Raw genomic sequence first — 22,455 nt, forward strand, 5'->3', positions numbered from 1 at the left:
GGTTCTGTGAGGTTGGTGAACCTGTGGGAGCGAATTTATTCGCGAATGAATTCGCCCCCACGTTGCGTGCCCAGCACATGCCGGCAGAACGCGATGCAAACCAGGGCGAAGACGATGAGGCCGAGCCATTCGGCGGTTTCGCTGAAACCGGGACCGACCAGGGCCAGCGGGGCATCCTTGCCGGAAGTGCCGATCAGCCCGGCGAGCAGGATGCCCATCAGGCTCTCACCGACGATCAGCCCCGAGGCCAGCAGCACGCCCCGGCGACGGGGCACTTCGGCGTAGCCGTCCAGCGCCTGCCCGGCGGCCGTGGCGTGCCGTTGCAGGCGACGATCGATGATCCAGCCCAGCGCCGCACCTATCACCAGGGTCATGCCGATGGTCGGCGGCAGGTAGATGCCCAGCCCCACCGCCAGCACCGGCAGGCTGGCCTTGCGGGTGCGGCGCAGGGCGAGGTCGACGAGGATCAGGGCGATCCCCAGCGCCACGCCGATGAGGATCATGTTCCAGTTCAGTGCGTCGTTGAAAATACCGCTGGCGATGGCCGTCAGCAGCGTGGCCTGGGGCGCGGCGAGGGCCTGCTGCGCGTCCATGCCTTCGCGGGGCAGGGCGCCGGGGAAGCCGTAGGCGCTGTACAGCAGATCGAGTACCGGCGGGATCACCAGTGCGCCAACCAGGCAGCCGACGATCAGCGCTACCTGCTGGCGCCAGGGTGTGGCGCCCACCAGATAGCCGGTCTTGAGGTCCTGCAGGTTGTCATTGGAGATGGCCGCAATGGCCAGTACCACCGAGGTGGTGAACAGCGCCAGGGCGATAGCGACCTTGCCGCCCGCCAGTTGCAGCAGGCCGGTCTCCAGGCTGCCCATGCCGAGGATCAGCAGCGACACCAGGATCACCGCGATGATGCCGATGCCGGAGATCGGGCTGCTGGACGAACCCACCAGCCCGGCCATGTAGCCGCAGGCGGCGGCGATCAGGAAGCCGAAGAAGAAGGCGAAGAACACGCAGCCGGCCACGAAGCCCCAGAACCCGAAGCCGGACAATTCCGGCGCGGCCTCGTGGAGGAAGTTGGCGAAGACGCCGAGCAGCGCGAGCAACAGCAGCCCAGCCAGCAGCAGGATCGACCTGGGCGGCATGTCGCGCTCGGTGCGAGCGGTGCTTATCTCGCCCCTGCCGCGAACGGCGCGAAGTGACGTCCACACGCCTTGCGCCATGGGCTTGAACAGGGTGGCCAGGGTCCAGAGCGCGGCGATGCCGATGGTGCCGGCGCCGAGGAAACGTACCTGCGAACTCCACAGCTGGGTGGCCAGCTCACTCAAGCCCTGGCCCTCGGCCGGCATGGCGTTGAAGGTCAGCAGCGGCACCGCCACACCCCAGCAGATCAGCACGCCGACGAGGATAGCGATGCCGGCGGTGATGCCCATCAGGTAGCCAGCGCCGACCAGGGCGAAGGAGAACCCGGTGGAAAAGCGGAAGGCCGCCTGCCCGGCCCCCAGCCACAAGCTGATGCTCTCGCCGAGCACCTTGAAGCCGCTGCTGCACAGGCTGAAGGCCGCGGCCACCAGGCCGCCGCCGAGGATGTCGCGCAGGCCGGGTTCGCCGCGACGCTGGGCTGCGGTCTTGTCGTCGCCTTCGTCGCTGCTGCCGACCCGAAGGATCTCCGCCGCCGCCACGCCTTCGGGATAGGGCAGCTCGCTCTGCACCACCATCACACGGCGCAGGGGGATGGTGTAGAGCACGCCGAGGATGCCGCCGATGGCGCAGATCATCGCGGTCTGCCAGAAGGGAAAACCTGCCCAGTAACCGATCATCAGCAGGCCGGGGAGGATGAAGATGATCGAGGACAGGGTGCCGGCCGCCGATGCCTGGGTCTGCACCATGTTGTTCTCGAGGATGTTCGAGCCCTTGAAGTAGCGCAGTACCGCCATGGAGATCACGGCGGCGGGAATCGACGAGGCGAAGGTCAGGCCGACCTTGAGGCCGAGGTAGACGTTGGAAGCGGTGAAGACCAGGGTGATCAGCGCGCCCAATATCAGTCCGCGCAGGGTGAGTTCGGGCAGGTCGAGGTGGTCAGGGACACGGTCCGTCATGTCGCTCTCCAGGGGATATGCCGGCGGGGTTGTGCCGGCACGCGAAAGCCTAGACCACGGGGTGCAGCCCGATCAGTACGGCCTGTCCCCCAGAATCGTCGCGCGGTGCATCACGCGGCGCTGCGGGCGGTAGTCGTCCACGGCGAAATGCTGGGTGATGCGGTTGTCCCAGAAGGCCACGTCGCCCACCTGCCAGCGCCAGCGGATGGTGAATTCCGGGCGGGTCGCGTGGGCGAAGAGCAGGCGCAACAGCGCGTCGCTCTCCGCCGCCGAGAGTTCATTGATGCGGGTGGTGAAGCCCTCGTTGACGAACAGCCCCTTGCGCCCGGTGACCGGGTGGGTGCGTACCACCGGATGGCTGCGCGGCGGGTGCTTGCGCTTGGCGTCTTCCAGGCGCTCGTGTTCTTCGGCGGTGAGGCTGAAGCGCTCCTCGGGGAAGGAACGGGACAGGTCGTGGGTGGCGGTGAGGCCTTCGAGCAGTTTCTGGATGGGTTTCGACAGCGCGTCGTAGGCCGCGCTGCTGCTGGCCCAGAGCGTGTCGCCGCCGTAGGGCGGGAGCTGCTTGGCGGCGAGCACCGCGCCGAGCGCCGGGGTTTCCAGGAAGGTCACGTCGGTGTGCCAGAGGGCGTTGTCGCGCACGTCGGTGACGGCGGTATCCAGCACCAGCACTTCCGGCTGGCCGGGGATGTTCGGGTAGATCGGGTGGATATGCAGGTCGCCGAAATTGCGGGCGAAGGCGGCCTGCTGCTGCGGGTTCAACGGCTGGTCGCGGAAGAACAGCACCTGGTGGGTGAGCAGCGCGCTTTCCACCGCTTCACGCAGCGCGGCGTCGAGCGGTTTGCTGAGGTCGAGCCCTTCGACCACGGCACCGAGGGCGGGGGAGAGCGGAGTGATGTGGAGTGTCATGGCAGCACCTCGAAGTCGGGAATTGTTGGGCTTCGCTGCGCTCGCGGAACGCCGCCCGGCCCAACCTACCAGTGCGCAGGTTGTGGCTGAGCTACCCGAAGCCCAACGAGAATGAGGGTCAGCGGCTCTGCCCATGCCAGGGCACGAGCTTGCGTTGCAGGGCGCGCAGGCCGAGTTCGAGGGCGAAGGCGATCAGGGCGATGACGAGGATGCCGAGGATCACCACATCAGTGACCAGGAACTGCGCCGCCGACTGCACCATGAAACCGAGGCCGCGGGTGGCGGCCACCAGTTCGGCGGCAACCAGGGTCGACCAGCCGACGCCGAGGCCGATGCGCACGCCGGTGAGGATGTCCGGCAGGGCGCTGGGCAGGATCACATGGCGGATCAGTTGCGCCTGGCTGGCACCGAGGGACTGCGCCGCGCGTAGCCGCGCCGGGTCGACATTGCGCACGCCGGTGGCGGTGGCGATGGCGATGGGGGCGAAGATCGCGAGGAAGATCAGCAGCACCTTGGACAGCTCGCCGATGCCGCACCAGATGACGATCAGGGGCAGGTAGGCCAGCGGCGGAATGGGCCGGTAGAACTCGATCAGCGGGTCGAAGATGCCACGGGCGATACGGTTACGGCCGATGGCGATGCCCAGGGGCACGGCGGTCAGCACCGCCGCCAGCAGGGCCAGGCCGATGCGCCCGAGGCTCGCGCCCAGGTGCTGCCAGAGGCTGGCCTCCATGTAGCCCTGGGTCAGCAGGGTCCAACCCTTGCGGGCGATGGCCTGGGGGCTGGGCAGGAACAGGGGTTCGATCAGGCCGGCGGCGGTCACCGCCCACCAGCCCAGCAGCAGGCTGCCGAGGGTCAGCAGGCTGATGGACAGCGTGCTGAGCGGCGGGCGCTGACGGGGTTTCACGGTCGGATTGGCCTTGCTGGCCAGGGGCAGGTCGAGGCTGCTCATGCGCTTCTCCTCTGGCGTTCGGCGAAGACCTGGGCAAGCACGTGCTCGCGGGTTTCGATGAAGCGAGGGTCGGATTTGATCGCCCGCGCGCTTTCCCCGGCGGCGTAGCGCTGACCGAAGTCCAGGCGCAGGCGCTCGGCGATGCGGCCCGGATTGGGCGACAGCAGAATGAGTTCGCTGGCGAGGAAGACCGCTTCCTCGATGTCGTGGGTGATCAGGAACACGGGCTTGGCGGCGCGTCGCCAGACTTGCAGCAGCAGTTCCTGCATCTGCTCGCGGGTGAAGGCGTCGAGGGCGCCGAAGGGCTCGTCCATCAGCAACACGCGCGGGTCGGCGGCCAGCGCGCGGGCGATGCCGACGCGCTGCTTCTGTCCGCCGGAAAGCTCCCAGATGCGGCGCTTGTCGAAGCCGGCCAGATCAACCAGGGCGAGCATTTCGCGGGCACGCGCTTCACGTTCGGTGCGGGATACGCCGGCCAGTTCCAGGCCGAAGGCGACGTTGCCGAGTACGTCCTGCCAGGGCAGCAGGGCGTCGTCCTGGAACACCACGCCGCGCTCGGCGCCGGGGCCGCTGACGGGCACGCCGTCAAGGCTGATGCGTCCGGCGCTGGGGCTGACGAAGCCGGCGATGAGGTTGAGCAGGGTGGTCTTGCCGCTGCCGGAAGGGCCCAGGGCCACCAGCAGTTCGCCGGGGCCGAGGTCGAAGGAAATGTCGGTCAGTACCGGCTCGGCCGTGCCGGGGTACTGTGCGCTGATGCGCTCCAGCTTGAGTAAGGCCATCTTCTGCGGATCTCGAAAGGGCCTGCCCGGAGTGTCCGGGCAGGTGGGGATTGGATCAATTAGTGACGTACTTCGAGCTGACGTAGGGGCCGTAATCGGGCAGCACGGCGTCGACCTTGCCTTGCTCCTTGAGGAAGGCGGCGGTTTCGCTGATGGCCTGGGTGGTGGGCGCGCCGAGGGCGTTGGCCTGGTCGGCGGCCAGCGGGAATACGTTGCCCTGCAGCAGCAGCGGAATGTCCTCGGCCTTGGCGCCGGAGAGCTTCACCAGCTTGTCGATGTTGCCCTTGTCGGCCAGCCAGGCTTTCGGGTCCTTGCGGTAGTCGGCGTAGGCGTCGAGGGTCACCTTGGCGAAGGCGCGGACGACTTCCGGGTGTTTCTCGGCGAAATCCTTGCGCACGATCCAGGCGTCGAAGGTGGGTGCGCCCAGCTTGCCCAGTTCAGCGGAGCTGATCAGCACCTTGCCACTGGATTTGGCGACACCCAGTGCCGGGTCCCAGACATAGGTGGCGTCGATGTCGCCACGCTGCCAGGCGGCGACGATCGCCGGCGGCGCGAGGTTGAGGATGGTGACCCGGGTGGGGTCGATCTGCCAGTGCTTGAGGGCGGCCAGCAGGCTGTAGTGGCCGGTGGACACGAAGGGCACGGCGATCTTCTTGCCGATCAGGTCTTCGGGCTTGGTGATGCCCGCTCCGTTGCGCGCCACCAGGGCTTCGGCATCGCCGATCTGGGTGGCGATGAGGAAGGTCTGGATCGGCAGTTGGCGGGTGGCGGCGGCTGCCAGCGGACTGGAGCCGACGTAGCCGATCTGCACGTCACCGGAGGCGACGGCGGTGATGACTTCAGCGCCGCTGTCGAACTTGCGCCAGTCGATCTCGGATTTGCTCGCCTTCTCATAGGCGCCATCGGCCTGGGCCACCTTGGCCGGGTCGACGGTGGTCTGGTAGGCGACGGTGAAGTCCGCGGCCTGGGCGCTCAATGCCAGGCCGCCAAGGGTCAGGGCCGCCAGCAGGCGACGGGGGAACAGGGACGGAATCATGGGGTGCTCCTCAACGGGCTTGGGGGCCGGTCCTGGAGGCCGGTCCACGGGACAGGGGGTGCTGCTTTCTGGGGTGTCCGGTGGTCCGGTGGAGACAATCTATTTGATCTAAAAATCGAGAAATAAATAATTTTTTGGCATTAGCTTAGGTCGGATGCAGCGCCGGGTTGCGTAGAATTGCTTATTGCTGAAAGTTATTTGTATCTAAAAAATAATTCTTTTTGAGAATTAGCGTTGCCCCCCTAGAGTGGCGGCCTGCCGAAAGCGGACCGCCGCATCGCATTTGCACCGGAGCCTGTGAAAACGACAGTGGCTTCGAAGGTCACGCAGCGGCGCGTCGCGTCTGCTCCTGCTCCGGGCACCCCAACACCCTTACAAGATCGCAATGGAGCATCGAGCATGAACAAGTCGTCCCTCGCCCTGGCCGTCGCCCTCGGCGTGCTGGCCCAGCACGCCGCCGCCGGTGGTTTCATCGAAGACAGCAAGGCCAGCCTGACCCTGCGCAACTTCTACATCAACTCGGACAACCGCCAGTTCACCGACGCGCCGTCCAAGCAGGAAGAGTGGGGCCAGGGCTTCCTCTTCAACTACACCTCCGGCTACACCGAAGGCACCGTCGGCGTCGGCGTCGATGCCCTCGGCCTGTTGGGCGTGAAGCTGGACTCCGGCAAGGGCCGCCACTACAACCCGACCAGCGCCAGCTACGGCGGCACCGTGTTCCCCACTGACAACGATGGCCGCGCCAAGGACGATTTCGGCAGCCTGGGCGTGACCGGCAAGCTGCGCTTCTCCAAGACCGAAGCGCGCCTCGGCACCCTGCTGCCGAAGCTGCCGGTGGTGACCTACAACGACGGCCGCCTGCTGCCGCAGACCTTCGAGGGCGGCCAGATCACCTCCAGCGAGATCGCCGGCCTGACCCTGGTCGGCGGCCAGCTGGAACATGCCAAAGGGCGCAACTCCAGCGACGCCCGCGGCCTGTCGATCGCCGGCGCCAACAACGCCCGTACTGGCCAGTTCGTCAACACGTTCTACTTCGCCGGTGGCGACTACAAGGTCAGCGACAACCTGCTCGCGCAGTACTACTACGGCAACCTGGAAGACTTCTATCAGCAGCATTTCGTCGGCCTGACCCACAACTGGGCGCTGCCGGTGGGCGCGCTGAAGTCCGACCTGCGCTACTTCTACAGCGACTCCGACGGCAAGAACGCCAGCGCCGCCGGCCGCCGCGAAGGCTTCCGCAGCGCGGGCAACTGGGCGACCAACGACCCGGACCGCTTTGAAGTGGACAACCGCACCTGGAGCGCCCTGTTCACCTACACGCTCGGCGGCCACGCGGCGAGCCTGGGCTACCAGCAGGTCTCCGGCGACAGCGCCTTCCCCTTCCTCAACCAGGGCGACGGCGCCACCGCCTACCTGATCACCGACCGCCAGATCGGCAAGTTCCTCAGCGCCGGCGAGCGCACCTGGGTAGCCGAATACGGCTACGACTTCGCCAAGCTCGGCGTGCCGGGGCTCAAGGCGGTGGGTACCTACCTCAAGGGCAGCAACATCGAGACCCAGGGCAGCGACCAGGGCGAGTGGGAGCGCGACTTCCGCCTCGACTATGTACTGCAGGGCGGTCCCCTGAAGGGCCTGGGCGTGTCCTGGCGCAACGCCGCCCTGCGCAGCGATGCGGCGCGCGACCAGGACGAGAACCGCCTGATCCTCAGCTACACCCTGACGCTGCTGTAAGGCCGCCTTGGCGTCTTTGGGAGCGATTCCAATCGCGAATGAGTTCGCTCCCACAGGGAAGTGACGCTGCGCTCGGTGCTTGGTCGTGTTGGGCTTCGCTTAGCTCAGCCACAACCTACGGTTAGATCGGGCATGAACCAGCCGGGAACCTCATTCCAGAGGCCTTCCCGGCTTTTTCATGGCTGCAGATTAATAGTCCATAAAGTAATAAATAAATTGTTATTTATTCTTTTTAATTTTCAGTGCGACTGCCCATAGTGAGCCCCACGGAACGATACCCAGATACAGGAGCAACACCATGAGCATCCGCCTCGGCGACATCGCCCCCGACTTCGAACAGGACTCCAGCGAAGGCCGCATCCGTTTCCACGAATGGCTGGGCAGCAGCTGGGGCGTGCTGTTCTCGCACCCGGCAGACTTCACCCCGGTGTGCACCACCGAACTGGGGTTCACCGCCAAGCTGAAGGACCAGTTCGCTGCGCGTGGTGTGAAGGTGATCGCATTGTCCGTCGACCCGGTGGATTCCCATCACCGCTGGATCGATGACATCAACGACACCCAGGGCACCCTGGTGAACTTCCCGATCATCGCCGACGCCGACCGACAGGTGTCCGATCTGTACGACCTGATCCACCCGAACGCCAACGACACCCTCACCGTGCGTTCGCTGTTCATCATCGACCCGAACAAGAAGGTGCGCCTGATCATCACCTACCCGGCCAGTACCGGGCGCAACTTCAACGAGATCCTGCGGGTGATCGACTCCCTGCAGCTGACCGACAGCCACAAGGTTGCCACCCCGGCCAACTGGCAGGACGGCGACGATGTGGTGATCGTCCCCTCGCTCAAGGATGAAGACGAGATCCGCCAGCGTTTCCCGCGCGGCTACAAGGCGGTCCGTCCTTACCTGCGCCTGACCCCGCAACCCAACCGCTGATTCATCCGGCGCCTCGCGCGCACTGAACGACCCCGCCTTACTCACCCGCCAACGGGAAGCAGGCAACGACACCACAAGCAAAGTCATGAGGAGAGCGCCATGCGCACCATCACTTTGCGTCGGAGCCTGGCTGCCCTGTTCGCGGCTGCCCTGGCTTTCGGCGCCATCACCCAAGCACAGGCCGAAACCCTGCGGATCGGCTACCAGAAGTACGGCACCCTGGTGCTGCTCAAGGCCAAGGGCACGCTGGAGAAGCGCCTGGCCGACCAGGGCATCGAAGTGAAGTGGACCGAATTCCCCGGCGGCCCGCAGCTGTTGGAAGGCTTGAACGTCGGCTCCATCGACTTCGGCGTGACCGGCGAAACCCCGCCGGTGTTCGCCCAGGCCGCAGGCGCGGACCTGCTCTACGTGGCCTATGAGCCGCCGGCACCGCAGAGCGAAGCGATCCTGGTGCCCAAGGGTTCGCCCATCCAGTCGGTCAAGGAACTGGCCGGCAAGAAGGTCGCCCTGAACAAGGGCTCCAACGTGCACTACCTGCTGGTGCGCGCCCTGGAAGAGGCCGGCCTGAAGTACAGCGACATCCAGCCCGTCTACCTGCCGCCGGCCGACGCCCGCGCCGCCTTCGAGCGCGGCAGCGTGGATGCCTGGGTGATCTGGGACCCCTTCCAGGCCGCCGCCGAAAAGCAACTGGAAGCCCGCACCCTGCGCAATGGCGAAGGGCTTGTGGATAACCACCAGTTCTACCTGGCGACCCGCACCTACGCCCAGAAGCACCCGCAGGTGATCAACACGCTGATCGAGGAAGTGCGCGCCGTGGGCGAGGACTCCAAGGCCGATCCGGACAAGGTCACCGAACAGGTCGCGCCGCTGCTGGGCCTGCCCAAGGAGATCACTTCCATCGCGGTTAAACGCCAAGGCTACGGCGCTCAGCCGCTGAGCCCGGAGGTCGTCACTGCACAGCAGAAGATCGCCGACACCTTCACCGCGCTGAAGCTGATTCCGAAAAAACTCAGCATCGCCGATGTGATCTGGACGCCGCCGGCCAAGGTCGCGCAGCAGTGACTTGAACCCCTCTCCCGGAGGGAGAGGGGACACCTTTAAGGAGACCACTCCATGAGCTTGAACATCTTCTGGTTCCTGCCGACCCACGGCGACGGCCACTACCTCGGCACATCCGAAGGCGCCCGTGCCGTCGACCACGGCTACCTGCAACAGATCGCCCAGGCGGCGGACCGCCTCGGCTTCGGCGGCGTGCTGATTCCCACCGGGCGTTCCTGCGAGGACTCCTGGCTGGTGGCCGCCTCACTGATTCCGGTGACCCAGCGCCTGAAATTCCTCGTGGCCCTGCGCCCCGGGATCATTTCGCCGACCGTGGCCGCGCGCCAGGCAGCCACGCTCGATCGCCTGTCCGGCGGTCGCGCCCTGTTCAACCTGGTGACCGGCGGCGACCCGGACGAGCTGGCTGCCGATGGCCTGCACCTGAACCATGAAGAGCGTTACGAAGCCTCGGTGGAATTCACCCGCATCTGGCGCCGCGTGCTGGAGGGCGAAACGGTCGACTACGACGGCAAGCACATCCAGGTGAAGGGCGCCAAGCTGTTCTACCCGCCGCTGCAGCAGCCGCGTCCGCCGCTGTATTTCGGTGGCTCCTCCGAAGCGGCCCAGGACCTCGCGGCCGAGCAGGTGGAGCTGTACCTGACCTGGGGCGAACCGCCGGCAGCGGTGAAGGAAAAGATCGAACAGGTACGCGCCAAGGCTGCCAAGCAGGGCCGCACGGTGCGCTTCGGCATCCGTCTGCACGTGATCGTGCGCGAAACCAACGAAGCCGCCTGGGCCGCCGCCGACCGCCTGATCGAGAACCTCGACGACGCGACCATCGCCAAGGCGCAGGCCGCCTTCGCCCGTTTCGATTCGGTGGGCCAGCAGCGCATGGCCGCCCTGCACAACGGTCGCCGCGACAAGCTGGAAGTCAGCCCCAACCTCTGGGCCGGCGTCGGCCTGGTGCGCGGTGGCGCTGGCACGGCGCTGGTGGGCGATGGACCGACCGTGGCCGCGCGGGTGAAGGAATACGCCGACCTCGGCATCGACACCTTCATCTTCTCCGGCTACCCGCACCTGGAAGAGTCCTACCGGGTTGCCGAGCTGCTGTTCCCGCATCTGGACGTGGCGCGTCCGCGCACCAACGACGGCCTCGGTTTCGTCAGCCCCTTCGGCGAGATGGTGGCCAACGAGGCGCTGCCCGAACCCAAGCTGCACAAGCTGGCGTCGCAGAGCTGAGGGCGCGGGGATGAAGCTCGATTCGATACTCCTGCGCCTGGCGCCCTGGGCCTTGCCCGTGGCGCTGCTGGCGATCTGGCAGGTCGCGGTGGAAACCGGCCTGCTCTCCACCCGCATCCTGCCGGCGCCGAGTGCGGTGCTGGCGGCGGGCTGGGAGCTTCTGTCCAGTGGTGAGATCTGGACCCACCTGGCGATCAGTGGCTGGCGCGCGGGCATCGGTTTCACCATCGGCGGCGGCCTGGGCCTGCTACTGGGCTTTGTCACCGGCCTGTCGAAGTGGGGCGAGCGCCTGCTGGACAGCTCGGTGCAGATGATCCGCAACGTGCCGCACCTGGCGCTGATCCCGCTGGTGATCCTGTGGTTCGGCATCGACGAGTCGGCGAAGATCTTCCTGGTCGCCCTCGGCACCTTGTTCCCCATCTACCTCAACACCTACCACGGCATCCGCAACGTCGACCCGGCGCTGGTGGAGATGGCGCGCAGCTACGGGCTTTCCGGCTTCGCCCTGTTCCGCCAGGTGATCCTGCCCGGCGCGCTGCCTTCGATCCTGGTGGGCGTGCGCTTCGCTCTCGGCTTCATGTGGCTGACGCTGATCGTGGCCGAGACCATTTCCGCCAGCTCCGGCATCGGCTACCTGGCAATGAACGCCCGCGAATTCCTGCAGACCGATGTGGTGGTGCTGGCGATACTGCTCTATGCAGTGCTCGGCAAGCTGGCCGACGTCGCCGCTCGTGGGCTGGAGCGCGTCTGGCTGCGCTGGCACCCGGCCTACCAGGCCAAGGGAGGTGCAGCATGACCGCTGCCCAGGCTCCCCAACGCCTCAAGCGTGGCATTCCGCTGGCGCTGCGCGGCATCGGCAAGTCCTTCGGCGAGCGCGAGGTGCTCAAGGGCATCGACCTGCTGATTCCGGCCGGTCAGTTCGTCGCCGTGGTCGGTCGCAGTGGCTGCGGCAAGAGCACCTTGCTGCGGCTGTTGGCCGGGCTGGATCAGCCCTCCCGTGGCGAACTGCTGGCCGGATCGGCACCGCTGGAAGACGCCCGCGAGGACACGCGCCTGATGTTCCAGGATTCACGCCTGCTGCCCTGGAAGCGGGTGATCGACAACGTCGGCCTGGGGCTGTCCGGCAACTGGCGTCCGCGTGCCCTGGAGGCCCTCGAAGCGGTAGGCCTGGCTGACCGTGCGCAAGAGTGGCCAGCGGCGCTTTCCGGCGGACAGAAGCAGCGTGTGGCCCTGGCCCGCGCGCTGATCCACCAGCCGCGGCTGCTGCTGCTGGACGAGCCGCTGGGCGCGCTGGATGCATTGACCCGCATCGAGATGCAGCAGCTGATCGAGCGCCTCTGGCAGCAGCACGGTTTCACCGTCCTGCTGGTGACCCACGACGTGAACGAGGCCGTGGCGGTTGCCGACCGGGTGATCCTGATCGAGGAAGGCGCCATCGGCCTCGATCTGCCGGTCGAGTTGCAGCGTCCGCGAGCTCGTGGCTCGGCGCGCCTGGCCGCGCTGGAAGCCGAAGTGCTGGACCGTGTATTGGCACTGCCGCCGGCCCCGCCGGAACCCGAGCCCCTTTCCCCCCTGCCCACGCAACTGCGCTGGGCGCTTTGAACCAAACCCCATACCCCGAGCAAAGGAATAACCGCCATGACCATCAAAGCCATCAACGTCCGTAACCAGTTCAAGGGCACCATCAAGGAAATCATCGAGGGCCCGGTGCTCTCCGAGATCGACGTGCAGACCGCCGCCGGCATTGTCACCTCCGTCATCACCACCCGCTCCGTGCGCGAGCTGGAGCTGGGGATCGGTTCGGAAGTGATCGCCTTCGTGAAGTCCACCGAGGTGTCGATCGCCAAGCTGTGATGCTTCGCTTTTCCTGTGGGGGCGAATTCATTCGCCGAGGACCGCCGGTCCCCGACCTTGCAGGGCAGTCCTGCGGACTGCTTCGCGAATGAATTCGCCCCCACAAGAGCAAGGCCCCCTGCAGTTTTGCACCGATCAAAAAACCAACCCCCGCATTTGCGGGGGTTGGTTTAATCCGGCTTTCGCTCAGCGCTTTCGCGGCGCCGGCTGCTGCTGGGTGATGCAGTGGATGTTGCCGCCGCCGAGCAGGATCTCGCGGCCGGGGACCATCACCACTTCGTGCTGCGGGAAGACGCGCTTGAGGATGGCCTCGGCCGTGGCGTCCTTCGCGTCGTCGAACTTGGGCGCGATGATGCCGCCGTTGACGATCAGGAAGTTCACGTAGGAGCCTGCCAGGCGGATCGACGGATCACGATCCTGGGTGCCTTCCACCAGGTCCACGCCGGCGCACTCTTCTTCGGTGGCGTAGATCGGGCCGGGGATCGGCATCTTGTGCACCACCAGCTGTCGGCCCTTGGCGTCGCGGACGCTTTCCAGCACCTTCATCGCCGCCTGGCAGCGCGGGAAGTTCGGGTCCTGCGGGTCATCGGTCCAGGCGAGCAGCACTTCGCCCGGACGCACGTAGCAGCAGAAGTTATCCACATGGCCGTCGGTTTCGTCGTTGTACAGGCCGTCCGGCAGCCAGATCACGGTTTCCACCGCCAGTTGCTCGCGCAGCACCGCCTCGATCTGTTCGCGGGAGAGGTGCGGGTTGCGGTTGCGGTTCAGCAGGCATTCTTCGGTGGTGATCAGGGTGCCTTCGCCATCCACGTGGATGGAGCCGCCTTCGAGCACGAAGCCGTTGGTGCGGTAGCGCTTGCAGCCTTCGATCTCCAGGACTTTGCGCGCCACCTGGTCGTCGCGGTTCCAGGGGAAATAGAGGCCGCCGTCGAAGCCGCCCCAGGCGTTGAAGGTCCAGTCCACGCCGCGCACCTCGCCCTGGTCGTTGACCACGAAGGTCGGGCCGGTGTCACGCACCCACGCGTCGTCGTTGGAAATTTCCACCACGCGGATGTTCGGCTCGTCGAGGCGTGCGCGGGCGTTCTCGTACTGTCCGGCGGAGACGCAGACGGTCACCGGCTCGAAGCGGGCGATGGCTTTGGCCACGGCGGTGAAGGCTGCTTGCGCGGGCTTGCCACCCAGGCGCCAGTTGTCGGGGCGCTCGGGCCAGACCATCCAGGTGCGGGTATGGGGTTCCCATTCAGCCGGCATGCGGAAGCCGTCGTCGCGGGGGAGGGTGTTCAGTGTGTTCATCGATCCACCATTGGTCTGTTCAGGATCTGCTGCGCGTCGCGAGATCCTGAGCCTTTCATGAAAGGACAGGGGCCAACCCGCTGGCGAACAGTGCATCGCCAACGGGCTGGCCCCTGAATCCGGGCTTACGACTCGAGGGAGCCGTCCAGGGTCTTGATCGGGGAGTATAGGTTCGGGCGGCGGTCGCGGAACACACCCCAGGCGCTGCGCACGTGCTCCAGGCGGTCCAGGTCGAAGCTGTGCACCAGGATGCCTTCCTCGGTCTCGTTGAGTTCCTCGACCTTCTTGCCGAACTGGTCGGCGATGAAGGAGGAGCCGTAGAAGGTGATGTCGTAGCCGTCCTGCTCTTCCTTGCCGATGCGGTTGGATGCCACCAGCGGCATCAGGTTGGCGCCGGCATGGCCCTGCTGCACGCGCTGCCAGTGGTCACGGGAGGTGATGCTGGCGTCGTGGGGCTCGCTGCCGATGGCGGTCGGGTAGAAGAGAATCTCGGCGCCCAGCAGCGCCATGCTGCGCGCGGCTTCCGGGAACCACTGGTCCCAGCAGATGCCCACGCCGATCCTGGCGTAGCGGGTGTTCCAGACCTTGAAGCCGGTATCGCCCGGGTTGAAGTAGTACTTCTCGTGGTAGCCGGGGCCGTCCGGGATGTGGCTCTTGCGGTAGACGCCCAGGTTGGCGCCGTCGGCATCGATGATGGCGATGCTGTTGAAGCGCGCGCGGCCGGCCTGTTCGAAGTAGCTGATGGGCAGCACGACCTGGAGTTCCTTGGCGACGTTCTGGAAATGCGCGATGGCTTCGTTGTTCTCGGTCGGGGTGGCCAGCTGCAGATAGTCCGGGTTCGGTTTCTGGCAGAAGTAGGGGGTCTCGAAGAGCTCCTGGATCAGGATGATCTGCGCGCCCTTGGCGGCAGCCTGGCGGACCAGTTTCTCGGCGTTGGCGATATTCGCGGCGCGATTCCAGGAACAGGCCATCTGGGTAGCGGCGACAGTAACGATGCGGGACATGGGGACACCTCGTCGGAACGTTTTTGAACCCATTGCCGGATATCTATCGGCGATTGGGGCTTTTCCGTGCCGGCGGGGTGTGGGCCGCCGTGCGGATGGCGACTTTATAGTCGATAAAAATCCGTATTGGAAGCGTGATTTTTCTATCGAGGCGGATTTTCTGATTTATTTGCCGATAAATATCGGGTTTTATCGGTTCAGATTTCTCGGGCCGTGGCCCGCTTTGGCAGGAAGGGCGGCAGATAGAGGCCGAGGTAGGCATCGAACACCCGCATGCCTTCCTCGGCCAGGCGCGGGGTGATTTCGCCGTGCAGCTGCACGGAGCGGGCGTAGACACGGTCGCCCAGTTCCATGGCCAGGGCGAAGACGTCGACATCCTCAGGCAGCGCCGGCAGCTCGAAGTGACGTTCGAACAGGGCGAGCATCAGCCGGCCCAGTTCGATGTCGTGCTGGCGGTCGGCCTGGGTGACTTCGGTGAGGCCGTGCTGGGCGAGGATCAGCTGGCGCGCGGCGGCGTCGGCTGCGTAGATCGACAGCATGCGCTCTTCCACCAGGCGTGAAAGGTCCTGCCAGTGGCGCAGGCTGTCGTGCTCGATGGGCTGCTGCAGGCAGGCTCGGAACGCCGCGTGGACGTCGGCGGTGAGGGCTTCGAGTATCGCCGGCACGCTGGAGAAGAAGTGATAGACGGAAGAGGGCGGCATCTCCGCGCGCTCGGCGACGCTGTAGATCGACAGGTTGGCCACGCCCTGCTCTGCCAGGAGGGTGCGGGCGGCGTCGAGAATCCCGGCGATGCGCAGCTGGCTGCTGGCGCGCGGTTTGCGGGCGGTGGCGTGGCGCGACATGGGAGGCTCCTTTCCGAAGAGCCGCTATTGGAATCCAGTCGACCGGGTCGGGGCAAGCGAACACGCAGCGATGGACACCGATCGCGATTGGAGTTCGTCGTGGGGTGCGCCCTGCGCACCGGGGCTGGTTGCGCGGGCGTTCCGGTGCGCGCGGCGCACCCTACCGGCTACTTGTTGCCTTCGCGGAAGGCCGTCCACACCTCATCGCGCGTAGCGCTGAGCTTGTCCGGCACGGGCTCCACCGGGAACAGGCGGCGCTTGGTTTCCTTGTCCGGGTACAGGCCGGGCTGGTCGCGCAGGCCTGCATCCAGATACTGACGGGCGTCGGCATTGCCGCTGGGGTAGAGGGTGGCACTGGTGACTTTCGCCGCCACTTGCGGACGCAGCATGAAGTCGATGAACCGGTGTGCCAGGTCGGCCCGCCTGGCACTGGTGGGAATCGTCAGGTTGTCGATGAACAGTACCGAGCCTTCATCCGGGACCATGAAACTCACCGGCTGGCCGGCCGCGGCGGCGTTCAGGGCATCGCCGACCCAGGCCATGGCCACGCACAGCTTGCCGGCGTTGAGATCGGCGATGTAGCGCTCGCTGTCGACATAGCGCAGGTTCGGGCGCAGGGCGGCGAGGGTTTCGGCACTGCGCTTGAGTCGGCTCGGCGCGCTGCGGGAGAGGTTGCGGCCCTGGTAGTTGAGCAGCACGGCGAGGGTTTCGTCGGGGGCGTCCAGCAGGCTGACGCCGCACTGGCCGAGACGCGCGCTCTGGTCGGCCTCGAACAGCAGGCTCCAGCTGTGGGGCAGCGGGCCGCCGAAGGCCTTTTCCGCCTGGGGCATGTTCACCGCCAGGCCGACGGCGCCCCAGAGGTAGGGCACGGCGTGCTGGTTGTTCGGGTCCATGGCGGCCAGCTTGCTCAGCAGCTGCTTGTCCAGGTGCTGGCGATTGGGCAGGAGGGAGAAGTCCAGCGGCTGCAGGCGACCTTCCTTGATCAGGCGCGGCAGGTCGTTGTGGGAGGGCACGGCGACATCGATGGGCTCGCCGCCGGCCAGGGCCTTGTCCAGTTCGTCGGCGCTGCTGAAGGTGTGGTATTCGACCTTGATGCCGGTTTCCTTCTGGAACTCCTCCAGCACCTCCGGGGCGATGTAGTCATTCCAGTTGTAGACGCGGATCGGGTCTTCGGCCTGGGCCAGTGCGGGGAGCAATGCGAGCAACAGCGGAGCGAGCAAACGGGGCATGACGTCCTCCCTGATAGAGCATGCGGGTTCTGGTTGTCTTGGCGTTCGGGTGCTGCAAGGCGCTACCAGCCGGGATGGCCCGCTGCGCCGGGTGTTGCAAAGGGTACAGATGCGACAACGCCGGCCCGGGGGCCGGCGTTGTGGACTCGCTTACACGGTATGCAGGTACCAGTTGTACTCGAGGTCGGAGATGGAGTGCTCGAACTCCTCCAGCTCACTTTCCTTACAGGCGACGAAGATGTCGATGTAGTCCGGGCTGATGTACTTGGCCAGGATTTCGCTGTCGTCCAGCTCGCGCAGGGCATCGCGCAGGTTGTTCGGCAGGCTCTGCTCCAGCTGTTCGTAGGAGTTGCCTTCGATGGGGGCGCCCGGCTCGACCTTGTTGGTCAGGCCGTGGTGGATACCCGCCAGGATGGCCGACATCATCAGGTAGGGGTTGGCGTCGGCGCCGGCCACGCGGTGCTCGATGCGCACGGCATCCGGGCTGCCGGTGGGCACGCGAACGGCCACGGTGCGGTTGTCCAGGCCCCAGCTCGGCGCGTTCGGCACGTAGAACTGCGCGCCGAAACGGCGGTAGGAGTTCACGTTCGGGCACAGGAAGCCCATGGACGCGGGCATGGTCTCGAGCACACCGCCGACTGCGTGACGCAAAGCGGCGTTCTGCTCGGGATCATCGGAAGCGAAGATGTTCTTGCCGGTCTTCTTGTCGATCAGCGAGATGTGCACGTGCAGGCCGTTGCCCGCCTGGCCCGGATAGGGCTTGGCCATGAAGGTGGTGTCCATTTCATGGTCGTAGGCGATGTTCTTGATCAGGCGCTTGAGCAGCACCGCGTAGTCGCACGCCTTCAGGGCGTCTTCGACGTGATGCATGTTGACTTCGAACTGGGCCGGGGCGCTTTCCTTGACGATGGCGTCGGCCGGGATGCCCTGGACCTTGGCGCCTTCGAGGATGTCCTGCAGGCAGTCGGCGTATTCGTCCAGATCGTCGATCAGGTACACCTGGGTGGACTGCGGGCGCTTGCCGGAAATGGGCGAACGCGGCGGCTGCGGACGGCCGTTGATGTTCTCCTGGTCGATCAGGTAGAACTCCAGCTCGAACGCGGCGCAGATGGTCAGGCCGAGTTCATCGAATTTTTCCACCACACGACGCAGCACCTCGCGTGGGTCGGCGAAGAAAGGTTCGCCTTCGAGTTCGTGCATGGTCATCAGCAGCTGCGCGGTCGGGCGCTTCTGCCAGGGTTCGTCGCTGAGGGTGCTGGGGATGGGATAGCAGATGCGGTCCGCGTCGCCGATGTCCAGGCCGAGGCCGGTGCTTTCGACGGTGGAACCGTTGATATCGAGAGCGAAGATCGAAGCGGGGAGGTTGATGCCTTTCTCGTAGACTTTGGTCAGGCTGGCGCGTTCGATTCGCTTGCCTCGCACCACTCCATTCATATCTGCAATCAACAGGTCGACGAACTGGACCTCAGGATGCTCCTTAAGGAATTCGTTCGCTTCTTGAAGCTGAACGGCACGCGGGGGTACCGACATGATGCAACACCTTTTTTGTTAAAAATATCAATCACGCTCTATCTAAGGTGTGAGTCAATCCGAATCACCCCCTGATGTCAAGCGAGCCCTATTTTGCCCCAAAAACGGGCTCGATGGCCAGTTTTGGGGCGTTTCGGGGCGCCCGAACCTCTCTCCGAACCTTGCCAGGCGTGGTGCTCAGCGGGGCGTGTTCAATTTTTTACAGTCCTATTGTGTAAAAAAATGAACAACGCTAAGCTCGGTCGAAACCCACAGACAGACAAATAAAACGGGTGTCTCATGTCTCGCCTGCCGTTGATAGGCGTATCCGCTTGCACCAGAGAGATCGGTCCTCAGACTTATCATATAGCTGGTGACAAGTATCTGCGTGCGGTAGCGGTTGGAGCCGGTGGAATTCCTCTGGTGATTCCAGCCCTCGCTGAACTGATGGACCAGGCGACTCTGCTGTCCGGCCTGGACGGTCTTCTCCTTACCGGCTCCCCTTCGAATGTGGAGCCCCATCAATATGAAGGCACCGCATCCGAGCCCGGCACCCGTCACGATCCCGCCCGGGATCGCACCACTCTGCCCCTTGTCCGCGCGGCCATCGAAGCCGGCATCCCCGTCCTGGGCATTTGCCGGGGCTTCCAGGAAATGAACGTGGCTTTCGGGGGCACCCTGCACCAGCGCGTGCATGAAGTAGAAGGATTCATGGATCACCGCGAGCCGGCCAACGAGCCGCGCGAGGTGCAATACGCTCCCCGTCATGCGCTGCATGTGCAGCCGGGCGGCGTACTCGATGGCATCGGCTTGCCGTCCGAGATTCAAGTCAACTCCATTCATGGCCAGGGCGTTGAACGTCTGGCGCCGGGCCTGCGTGTAGAGGCTCTGGCGCCCGATGGGTTGGTCGAGGCCTTTTCGGTCGAAGGCGCCAGGAGCTTTGCCCTGGGGGTGCAATGGCATCCCGAGTGGCAGGTGCAGACCAACCCGAACTATCTCGCCATCTTCCAGGCCTTTGGTGAGGCTTGCAGGGAGAAGGCGGGGAAACGCTGAGCGGGAGAGCTCTTCAGGAAAACGGCGAAGTTGCCGTGTCGCGCAGTTCGAACTGTACTGATCGCGCGGCCGGTGCCTCGATGGGTGCGTACGGCACGAACCTGCGGAAGCCTCTTAGCGAAGCTCTCAACACTGAGGTCTTTATGACTACCAAGCTCGACCAGCTGACCAGCTGGCTGAAAGAACGCAAAATCACCGAAGTTGAATGCATGATCAGCGATCTTACCGGCATTGCGCGCGGTAAGATCTCGCCGACCAACAAGTTCCTGGACGAGAAGGGCATGCGCCTCCCCGAGAGCGTGCTGCTGCAAACCGTGACCGGCGACTATGTTGAGGACGACATCTATTACGAGCTGCTCGACCCGGCGGACATCGACATGTTCTGCCGCCCGGACGAGAGCGCCGTGTACCTGGTGCCGTGGGCCATCGAGCCCACCGCCATGGTGATCCACGACACCTTTGACAAGCAGGGCAATCCCATCGAGCTGTCGCCCCGCAACCTCCTGAAGAAGGTGCTCAAGCTGTACGCCGACAAAGGCTGGAAACCCATCGTCGCCCCGGAGATGGAGTTCTACCTGACCAAACGTTGCGACGATCCGGACTTCCCCCTGCAGGCCCCGCTGGGCCGCTCGGGCCGCCCGGAAACCGGTCGCCAGTCCTTCTCCATCGATGCGGCGAACGAATTCGACCCGCTGTTCGAGGACATGTACGACTGGTGCGAGATGCAGGACCTGGACCTCGACACCCTGATCCACGAGGAAGGCCCGGCGCAGATGGAAATCAACTTCCGTCACGGCGACGCCCTGGAGCTGGCGGACCAGATCCTGGTGTTCAAGCGCACCATGCGCGAGGCCGCGCTCAAGCACAACGTGGCGGCGACCTTCATGGCCAAGCCGATCACCGACGAGCCGGGCAGCGCCATGCACCTGCACCAGAGCGTGATCGACATCAAGACCGGGAAGAACATCTTCTCCAACGATGACGGTTCCATGAGCGAGCTGTTCCTGCACCACATCGGCGGCCTGCAGAAGTACATCCCCGAAGTGCTGCCGCTGTTCGCGCCCAACGTGAACTCCTTCCGCCGCTTCCTGCCGGACACTTCCGCGCCGGTGAACGTCGAGTGGGGCGAGGAGAACCGCACCGTGGGCCTGCGCGTACCGGATGCCGGTCCGCAGAACCGCCGCGTGGAGAACCGCCTGGCCGGTGCCGACGCCAACCCTTACCTGGCGATCGCCGCGAGCCTGCTGTGCGGCTACATCGGCATGGTGGAAGGCGTGAAGCCGAGCGCGCCGGTCAAGGGGCGTGGCTACGAGCGCCGCAACCTGCGCCTGCCGCTGACCATCGAGGCAGCTCTGGAGCGGATGGAAGCCTGCCGCGACATCGCGAAGTACCTGGGCGACAAGTTCGTGACGGCCTACGTGGCGGTCAAGCGCGCCGAGCACGAGAACTTCAAACGGGTGATCAGTTCCTGGGAGCGCGAGTTCCTGCTGCTCTCCGTCTGATCCGGAACGGAGGCCGGCCGCCGCGGCCGGCTCTCCAGATAGGTGTTTACTGAGGTAATGAAATGAATAGCCAAGTGACCAACCCCAAGACCCTTGAATGGCAAGCGCTAGGTCGTGACCACCACCTGCCGCCGTTCACCGACTACAAGGCGCTGAACGCCAAGGGTGCGCGGATCATCACCAAGGCCGAAGGCGTGTACATCTGGGATAGCGAAGGCAACAAGATCCTCGATGGCATGGCCGGCCTGTGGTGCGTCAACGTCGGCTACGGCCGCGAGGAACTGGTGCAGGCGGCGACCCGGCAGATGCGTGAACTGCCCTTCTACAACCTGTTCTTCCAGACCGCGCATCCGCCGGCTGTAGAGCTCTCCAAGGCGATCGCCGAGATCGCGCCGGAAGGCATGAACCACGTGTTCTTCACCGGCTCGGGCTCGGAAGCCAACGACACCGTGCTGCGCATGGTCCGTCATTACTGGGCGACCAAGGGCCAGCCGCAGAAGAAAGTCATCATCGGACGCTGGAACGGCTATCACGGCTCCACCGTGGCCGGTGTCAGCCTCGGTGGCATGAAGGCCCTGCATGAGCAGGGTGATCTGCCGATCCCCGGCATCGAGCACATCGCCCAGCCCTACTGGTTCGGCGAAGGCGGCGACATGGCGCCGGCCGAGTTCGGCGTCTGGGCGGCCGAGCAGCTGGAGAAGAAGATTCTCGAAGTGGGCGAGGACAAGGTTGCCGCCTTCATTGCCGAGCCCATCCAGGGTGCGGGCGGCGTGATCGTCCCGCCGGAAACCTACTGGCCGAAGATCCGTGAAGTCCTCGCCAGGTACGACATCCTGTTCATCGCCGACGAAGTGATCTGCGGCTTCGGCCGTACCGGCGAATGGTTCGGCAGCCAGTACTACGGCAACGCCCCGGACCTGATGCCGATCGCCAAGGGCCTGACCTCCGGCTACATCCCCATGGGCGGCGTCATTGTCCGCGACGAGATCGTCCATACCCTGAATGAGGGTGGGGAGTTCTACCACGGCTTCACCTACTCTGGTCATCCGGTAGCGGCAGCGGTGGCGCTGGAGAACATCCGCATCCTGCGTGAAGAGAAGATCGTCGAGAAAGTGAAGGCTGAAACGGCACCGTATTTGCAACAACGCTGGCAGGAGCTGGCCGACCACCCGTTGGTTGGCGAAGCGCGCGGTGTCGGCATGGTGGCGGCGCTGGAACTGGTCAAGAACAAGCAGACCCGTGAGCGTTTCGCCGGTGGTGTGGGGATGCTGTGCCGCGAGCACTGCTTCCGTAATGGCCTGATCATGCGCGCGGTGGGTGACACCATGATCATCTCGCCGCCGCTTGTGATCAGCAAAGACGAGGTTGACGAACTGGTGACCAAGGCACGCAAGTGCCTGGACCTCACCTTGGCAGAAGTAAAAGGCTAAGAAAAAGAGGGCTTGATGGTGGCATTTGGAG

20 protein-coding genes are annotated in these 22,455 nt (G+C 65.1%); 10 read left to right on the forward strand and 10 right to left on the reverse strand.

Annotated features, from left to right (window positions below):
• Positions 1-35 precede the first annotated feature (35 nt).
• The 5 genes from FXN65_RS01010 to tauA all read right to left on the reverse strand — a co-directional run bounded on the left by FXN65_RS01010 (position 36) and on the right by tauA (position 5,763).
• The gene (locus tag FXN65_RS01010) at positions 36-2,090 is read right to left on the reverse strand and encodes an OPT family oligopeptide transporter (RefSeq protein ID WP_151131236.1); all 2,055 of its coding nucleotides are present in this window, start codon (positions 2,088-2,090) and stop codon (positions 36-38) included.
• Between the two features lie 72 nt (positions 2,091-2,162).
• Positions 2,163-2,996, reverse strand: a complete 834-nt coding sequence (gene tauD / locus FXN65_RS01015) for a taurine dioxygenase (RefSeq protein WP_151131237.1) — start codon at positions 2,994-2,996, stop codon at positions 2,163-2,165.
• 118 nt (positions 2,997-3,114) lie between these two features.
• Positions 3,115-3,948, reverse strand: coding sequence for a taurine ABC transporter permease TauC (gene tauC / locus FXN65_RS01020; RefSeq protein ID WP_151131238.1), 834 nt, complete (start codon positions 3,946-3,948; stop codon positions 3,115-3,117).
• Positions 3,945-4,727, reverse strand: a complete 783-nt coding sequence (gene tauB / locus FXN65_RS01025; protein WP_151131239.1) for a taurine ABC transporter ATP-binding subunit — start codon at positions 4,725-4,727, stop codon at positions 3,945-3,947. Before tauB ends, tauC begins: the two co-directional genes overlap by 4 nt.
• Positions 4,728-4,782: 55 nt before the next feature.
• Positions 4,783-5,763: a taurine ABC transporter substrate-binding protein gene (gene tauA, locus FXN65_RS01030; RefSeq protein ID WP_151131240.1), complete on the reverse strand. Its 981-nt coding sequence runs from the start codon at positions 5,761-5,763 to the stop codon at positions 4,783-4,785.
• A 399-nt stretch (positions 5,764-6,162) separates the two neighbouring features.
• Here tauA and FXN65_RS01035 point away from each other — a divergent pair, with 399 nt between their 5' ends.
• From FXN65_RS01035 to FXN65_RS01065, 7 genes are all read left to right on the forward strand, one after another.
• Entirely contained in the window at positions 6,163-7,494 is a 1,332-nt protein-coding gene (locus FXN65_RS01035; protein WP_151131241.1) for an OprD family porin, read from the forward strand.
• A 298-nt stretch (positions 7,495-7,792) separates the two neighbouring features.
• The gene (locus FXN65_RS01040) at positions 7,793-8,431 is read left to right on the forward strand and encodes a peroxiredoxin (RefSeq protein ID WP_151131242.1); all 639 of its coding nucleotides are present in this window, start codon (positions 7,793-7,795) and stop codon (positions 8,429-8,431) included.
• A gap of 99 nt (positions 8,432-8,530) precedes the next feature.
• On the forward strand, positions 8,531-9,493 hold the full coding sequence (locus tag FXN65_RS01045; protein WP_151131243.1) for a sulfonate ABC transporter substrate-binding protein: 963 nt from the start codon (positions 8,531-8,533) through the stop codon (positions 9,491-9,493).
• A gap of 51 nt (positions 9,494-9,544) precedes the next feature.
• Positions 9,545-10,708 carry an FMNH2-dependent alkanesulfonate monooxygenase gene (gene ssuD, locus FXN65_RS01050; protein WP_151131244.1) on the forward strand — a complete coding sequence of 388 codons (1,164 nt, stop codon included), beginning with the start codon at positions 9,545-9,547 and terminating at the stop codon, positions 10,706-10,708.
• A 10-nt stretch (positions 10,709-10,718) separates the two neighbouring features.
• Positions 10,719-11,504, forward strand: a complete 786-nt coding sequence (gene ssuC / locus FXN65_RS01055) for an aliphatic sulfonate ABC transporter permease SsuC (RefSeq protein ID WP_151131245.1) — start codon at positions 10,719-10,721, stop codon at positions 11,502-11,504.
• Positions 11,501-12,310, forward strand: coding sequence for an aliphatic sulfonates ABC transporter ATP-binding protein (gene ssuB / locus FXN65_RS01060; RefSeq protein WP_151131246.1), 810 nt, complete (start codon positions 11,501-11,503; stop codon positions 12,308-12,310). The genes ssuC and ssuB overlap by 4 nt, the downstream gene beginning before the upstream one ends.
• A gap of 36 nt (positions 12,311-12,346) precedes the next feature.
• Positions 12,347-12,562 (forward strand): TOBE domain-containing protein, encoded by a 216-nt coding sequence (locus FXN65_RS01065; RefSeq protein WP_003455791.1) that lies wholly within the window; start codon positions 12,347-12,349, stop codon positions 12,560-12,562.
• A gap of 186 nt (positions 12,563-12,748) precedes the next feature.
• On the opposite strand, the gene aguA is transcribed toward FXN65_RS01065, so the two are convergent.
• From aguA to FXN65_RS01090, 5 genes are all read right to left on the reverse strand, one after another.
• The gene (gene aguA / locus FXN65_RS01070) at positions 12,749-13,855 is read right to left on the reverse strand and encodes an agmatine deiminase (protein ID WP_151131247.1); all 1,107 of its coding nucleotides are present in this window, start codon (positions 13,853-13,855) and stop codon (positions 12,749-12,751) included.
• A gap of 125 nt (positions 13,856-13,980) precedes the next feature.
• Positions 13,981-14,859, reverse strand: a complete 879-nt coding sequence (gene aguB, locus FXN65_RS01075; RefSeq protein WP_151131248.1) for an N-carbamoylputrescine amidase — start codon at positions 14,857-14,859, stop codon at positions 13,981-13,983.
• Positions 14,860-15,056: 197 nt separating this feature from the next.
• On the reverse strand, positions 15,057-15,701 hold the full coding sequence (locus FXN65_RS01080) for a TetR/AcrR family transcriptional regulator (RefSeq protein ID WP_151131249.1): 645 nt from the start codon (positions 15,699-15,701) through the stop codon (positions 15,057-15,059).
• A 167-nt stretch (positions 15,702-15,868) separates the two neighbouring features.
• The gene (locus FXN65_RS01085; RefSeq protein WP_151131250.1) at positions 15,869-16,930 is read right to left on the reverse strand and encodes a polyamine ABC transporter substrate-binding protein; all 1,062 of its coding nucleotides are present in this window, start codon (positions 16,928-16,930) and stop codon (positions 15,869-15,871) included.
• 150 nt (positions 16,931-17,080) lie between these two features.
• Positions 17,081-18,460: a glutamine synthetase family protein gene (locus tag FXN65_RS01090; protein WP_151131251.1), complete on the reverse strand. Its 1,380-nt coding sequence runs from the start codon at positions 18,458-18,460 to the stop codon at positions 17,081-17,083.
• A gap of 279 nt (positions 18,461-18,739) precedes the next feature.
• Here FXN65_RS01090 and FXN65_RS01095 point away from each other — a divergent pair, with 279 nt between their 5' ends.
• The 3 genes from FXN65_RS01095 to FXN65_RS01105 all read left to right on the forward strand — a co-directional run bounded on the left by FXN65_RS01095 (position 18,740) and on the right by FXN65_RS01105 (position 22,424).
• Positions 18,740-19,492, forward strand: a complete 753-nt coding sequence (locus tag FXN65_RS01095; protein ID WP_151131252.1) for a gamma-glutamyl-gamma-aminobutyrate hydrolase family protein — start codon at positions 18,740-18,742, stop codon at positions 19,490-19,492.
• 143 nt (positions 19,493-19,635) lie between these two features.
• Positions 19,636-20,994 (forward strand): glutamine synthetase family protein, encoded by a 1,359-nt coding sequence (locus tag FXN65_RS01100; RefSeq protein WP_151131253.1) that lies wholly within the window; start codon positions 19,636-19,638, stop codon positions 20,992-20,994.
• A 62-nt stretch (positions 20,995-21,056) separates the two neighbouring features.
• Complete coding sequence (locus FXN65_RS01105) at positions 21,057-22,424, forward strand: aspartate aminotransferase family protein (protein ID WP_151131254.1); 1,368 nt, start codon at positions 21,057-21,059, stop codon at positions 22,422-22,424.
• Positions 22,425-22,455 lie beyond the last annotated feature (31 nt).

The organism is Pseudomonas lalkuanensis, from assembly GCF_008807375.1.
GTDB classification, from domain to species: Bacteria; Pseudomonadota; Gammaproteobacteria; order Pseudomonadales; family Pseudomonadaceae; genus Metapseudomonas; species Metapseudomonas lalkuanensis.

What these genes read in the sequence shown, in the direction of transcription:
- FXN65_RS01035 (WP_151131241.1), top strand. Translation starts at nt 6,163, where the DNA reads ATGAACAAGTCGTCCCTCGCCCTGGCCGTCGCCCTCGGCGTGCTGGCC.
- FXN65_RS01080 (WP_151131249.1), bottom strand. Translation starts at nt 15,701, where the DNA reads ATGTCGCGCCACGCCACCGCCCGCAAACCGCGCGCCAGCAGCCAGCTG.
- FXN65_RS01065 (WP_003455791.1), top strand. Translation starts at nt 12,347, where the DNA reads ATGACCATCAAAGCCATCAACGTCCGTAACCAGTTCAAGGGCACCATC.
- FXN65_RS01045 (WP_151131243.1), top strand. Translation starts at nt 8,531, where the DNA reads ATGCGCACCATCACTTTGCGTCGGAGCCTGGCTGCCCTGTTCGCGGCT.
- ssuB (WP_151131246.1), top strand. Translation starts at nt 11,501, where the DNA reads ATGACCGCTGCCCAGGCTCCCCAACGCCTCAAGCGTGGCATTCCGCTG.
- FXN65_RS01085 (WP_151131250.1), bottom strand. Translation starts at nt 16,930, where the DNA reads ATGCCCCGTTTGCTCGCTCCGCTGTTGCTCGCATTGCTCCCCGCACTG.
- ssuD (WP_151131244.1), top strand. Translation starts at nt 9,545, where the DNA reads ATGAGCTTGAACATCTTCTGGTTCCTGCCGACCCACGGCGACGGCCAC.
- ssuC (WP_151131245.1), top strand. Translation starts at nt 10,719, where the DNA reads ATGAAGCTCGATTCGATACTCCTGCGCCTGGCGCCCTGGGCCTTGCCC.
- tauB (WP_151131239.1), bottom strand. Translation starts at nt 4,727, where the DNA reads ATGGCCTTACTCAAGCTGGAGCGCATCAGCGCACAGTACCCCGGCACG.
- tauA (WP_151131240.1), bottom strand. Translation starts at nt 5,763, where the DNA reads ATGATTCCGTCCCTGTTCCCCCGTCGCCTGCTGGCGGCCCTGACCCTT.
- FXN65_RS01100 (WP_151131253.1), top strand. Translation starts at nt 19,636, where the DNA reads ATGACTACCAAGCTCGACCAGCTGACCAGCTGGCTGAAAGAACGCAAA.
- aguB (WP_151131248.1), bottom strand. Translation starts at nt 14,859, where the DNA reads ATGTCCCGCATCGTTACTGTCGCCGCTACCCAGATGGCCTGTTCCTGG.
- tauC (WP_151131238.1), bottom strand. Translation starts at nt 3,948, where the DNA reads ATGAGCAGCCTCGACCTGCCCCTGGCCAGCAAGGCCAATCCGACCGTG.
- FXN65_RS01040 (WP_151131242.1), top strand. Translation starts at nt 7,793, where the DNA reads ATGAGCATCCGCCTCGGCGACATCGCCCCCGACTTCGAACAGGACTCC.
- FXN65_RS01090 (WP_151131251.1), bottom strand. Translation starts at nt 18,460, where the DNA reads ATGTCGGTACCCCCGCGTGCCGTTCAGCTTCAAGAAGCGAACGAATTC.
- aguA (WP_151131247.1), bottom strand. Translation starts at nt 13,855, where the DNA reads ATGAACACACTGAACACCCTCCCCCGCGACGACGGCTTCCGCATGCCG.
- FXN65_RS01095 (WP_151131252.1), top strand. Translation starts at nt 18,740, where the DNA reads ATGTCTCGCCTGCCGTTGATAGGCGTATCCGCTTGCACCAGAGAGATC.
- FXN65_RS01010 (WP_151131236.1), bottom strand. Translation starts at nt 2,090, where the DNA reads ATGACGGACCGTGTCCCTGACCACCTCGACCTGCCCGAACTCACCCTG.
- FXN65_RS01105 (WP_151131254.1), top strand. Translation starts at nt 21,057, where the DNA reads ATGAATAGCCAAGTGACCAACCCCAAGACCCTTGAATGGCAAGCGCTA.
- tauD (WP_151131237.1), bottom strand. Translation starts at nt 2,996, where the DNA reads ATGACACTCCACATCACTCCGCTCTCCCCCGCCCTCGGTGCCGTGGTC.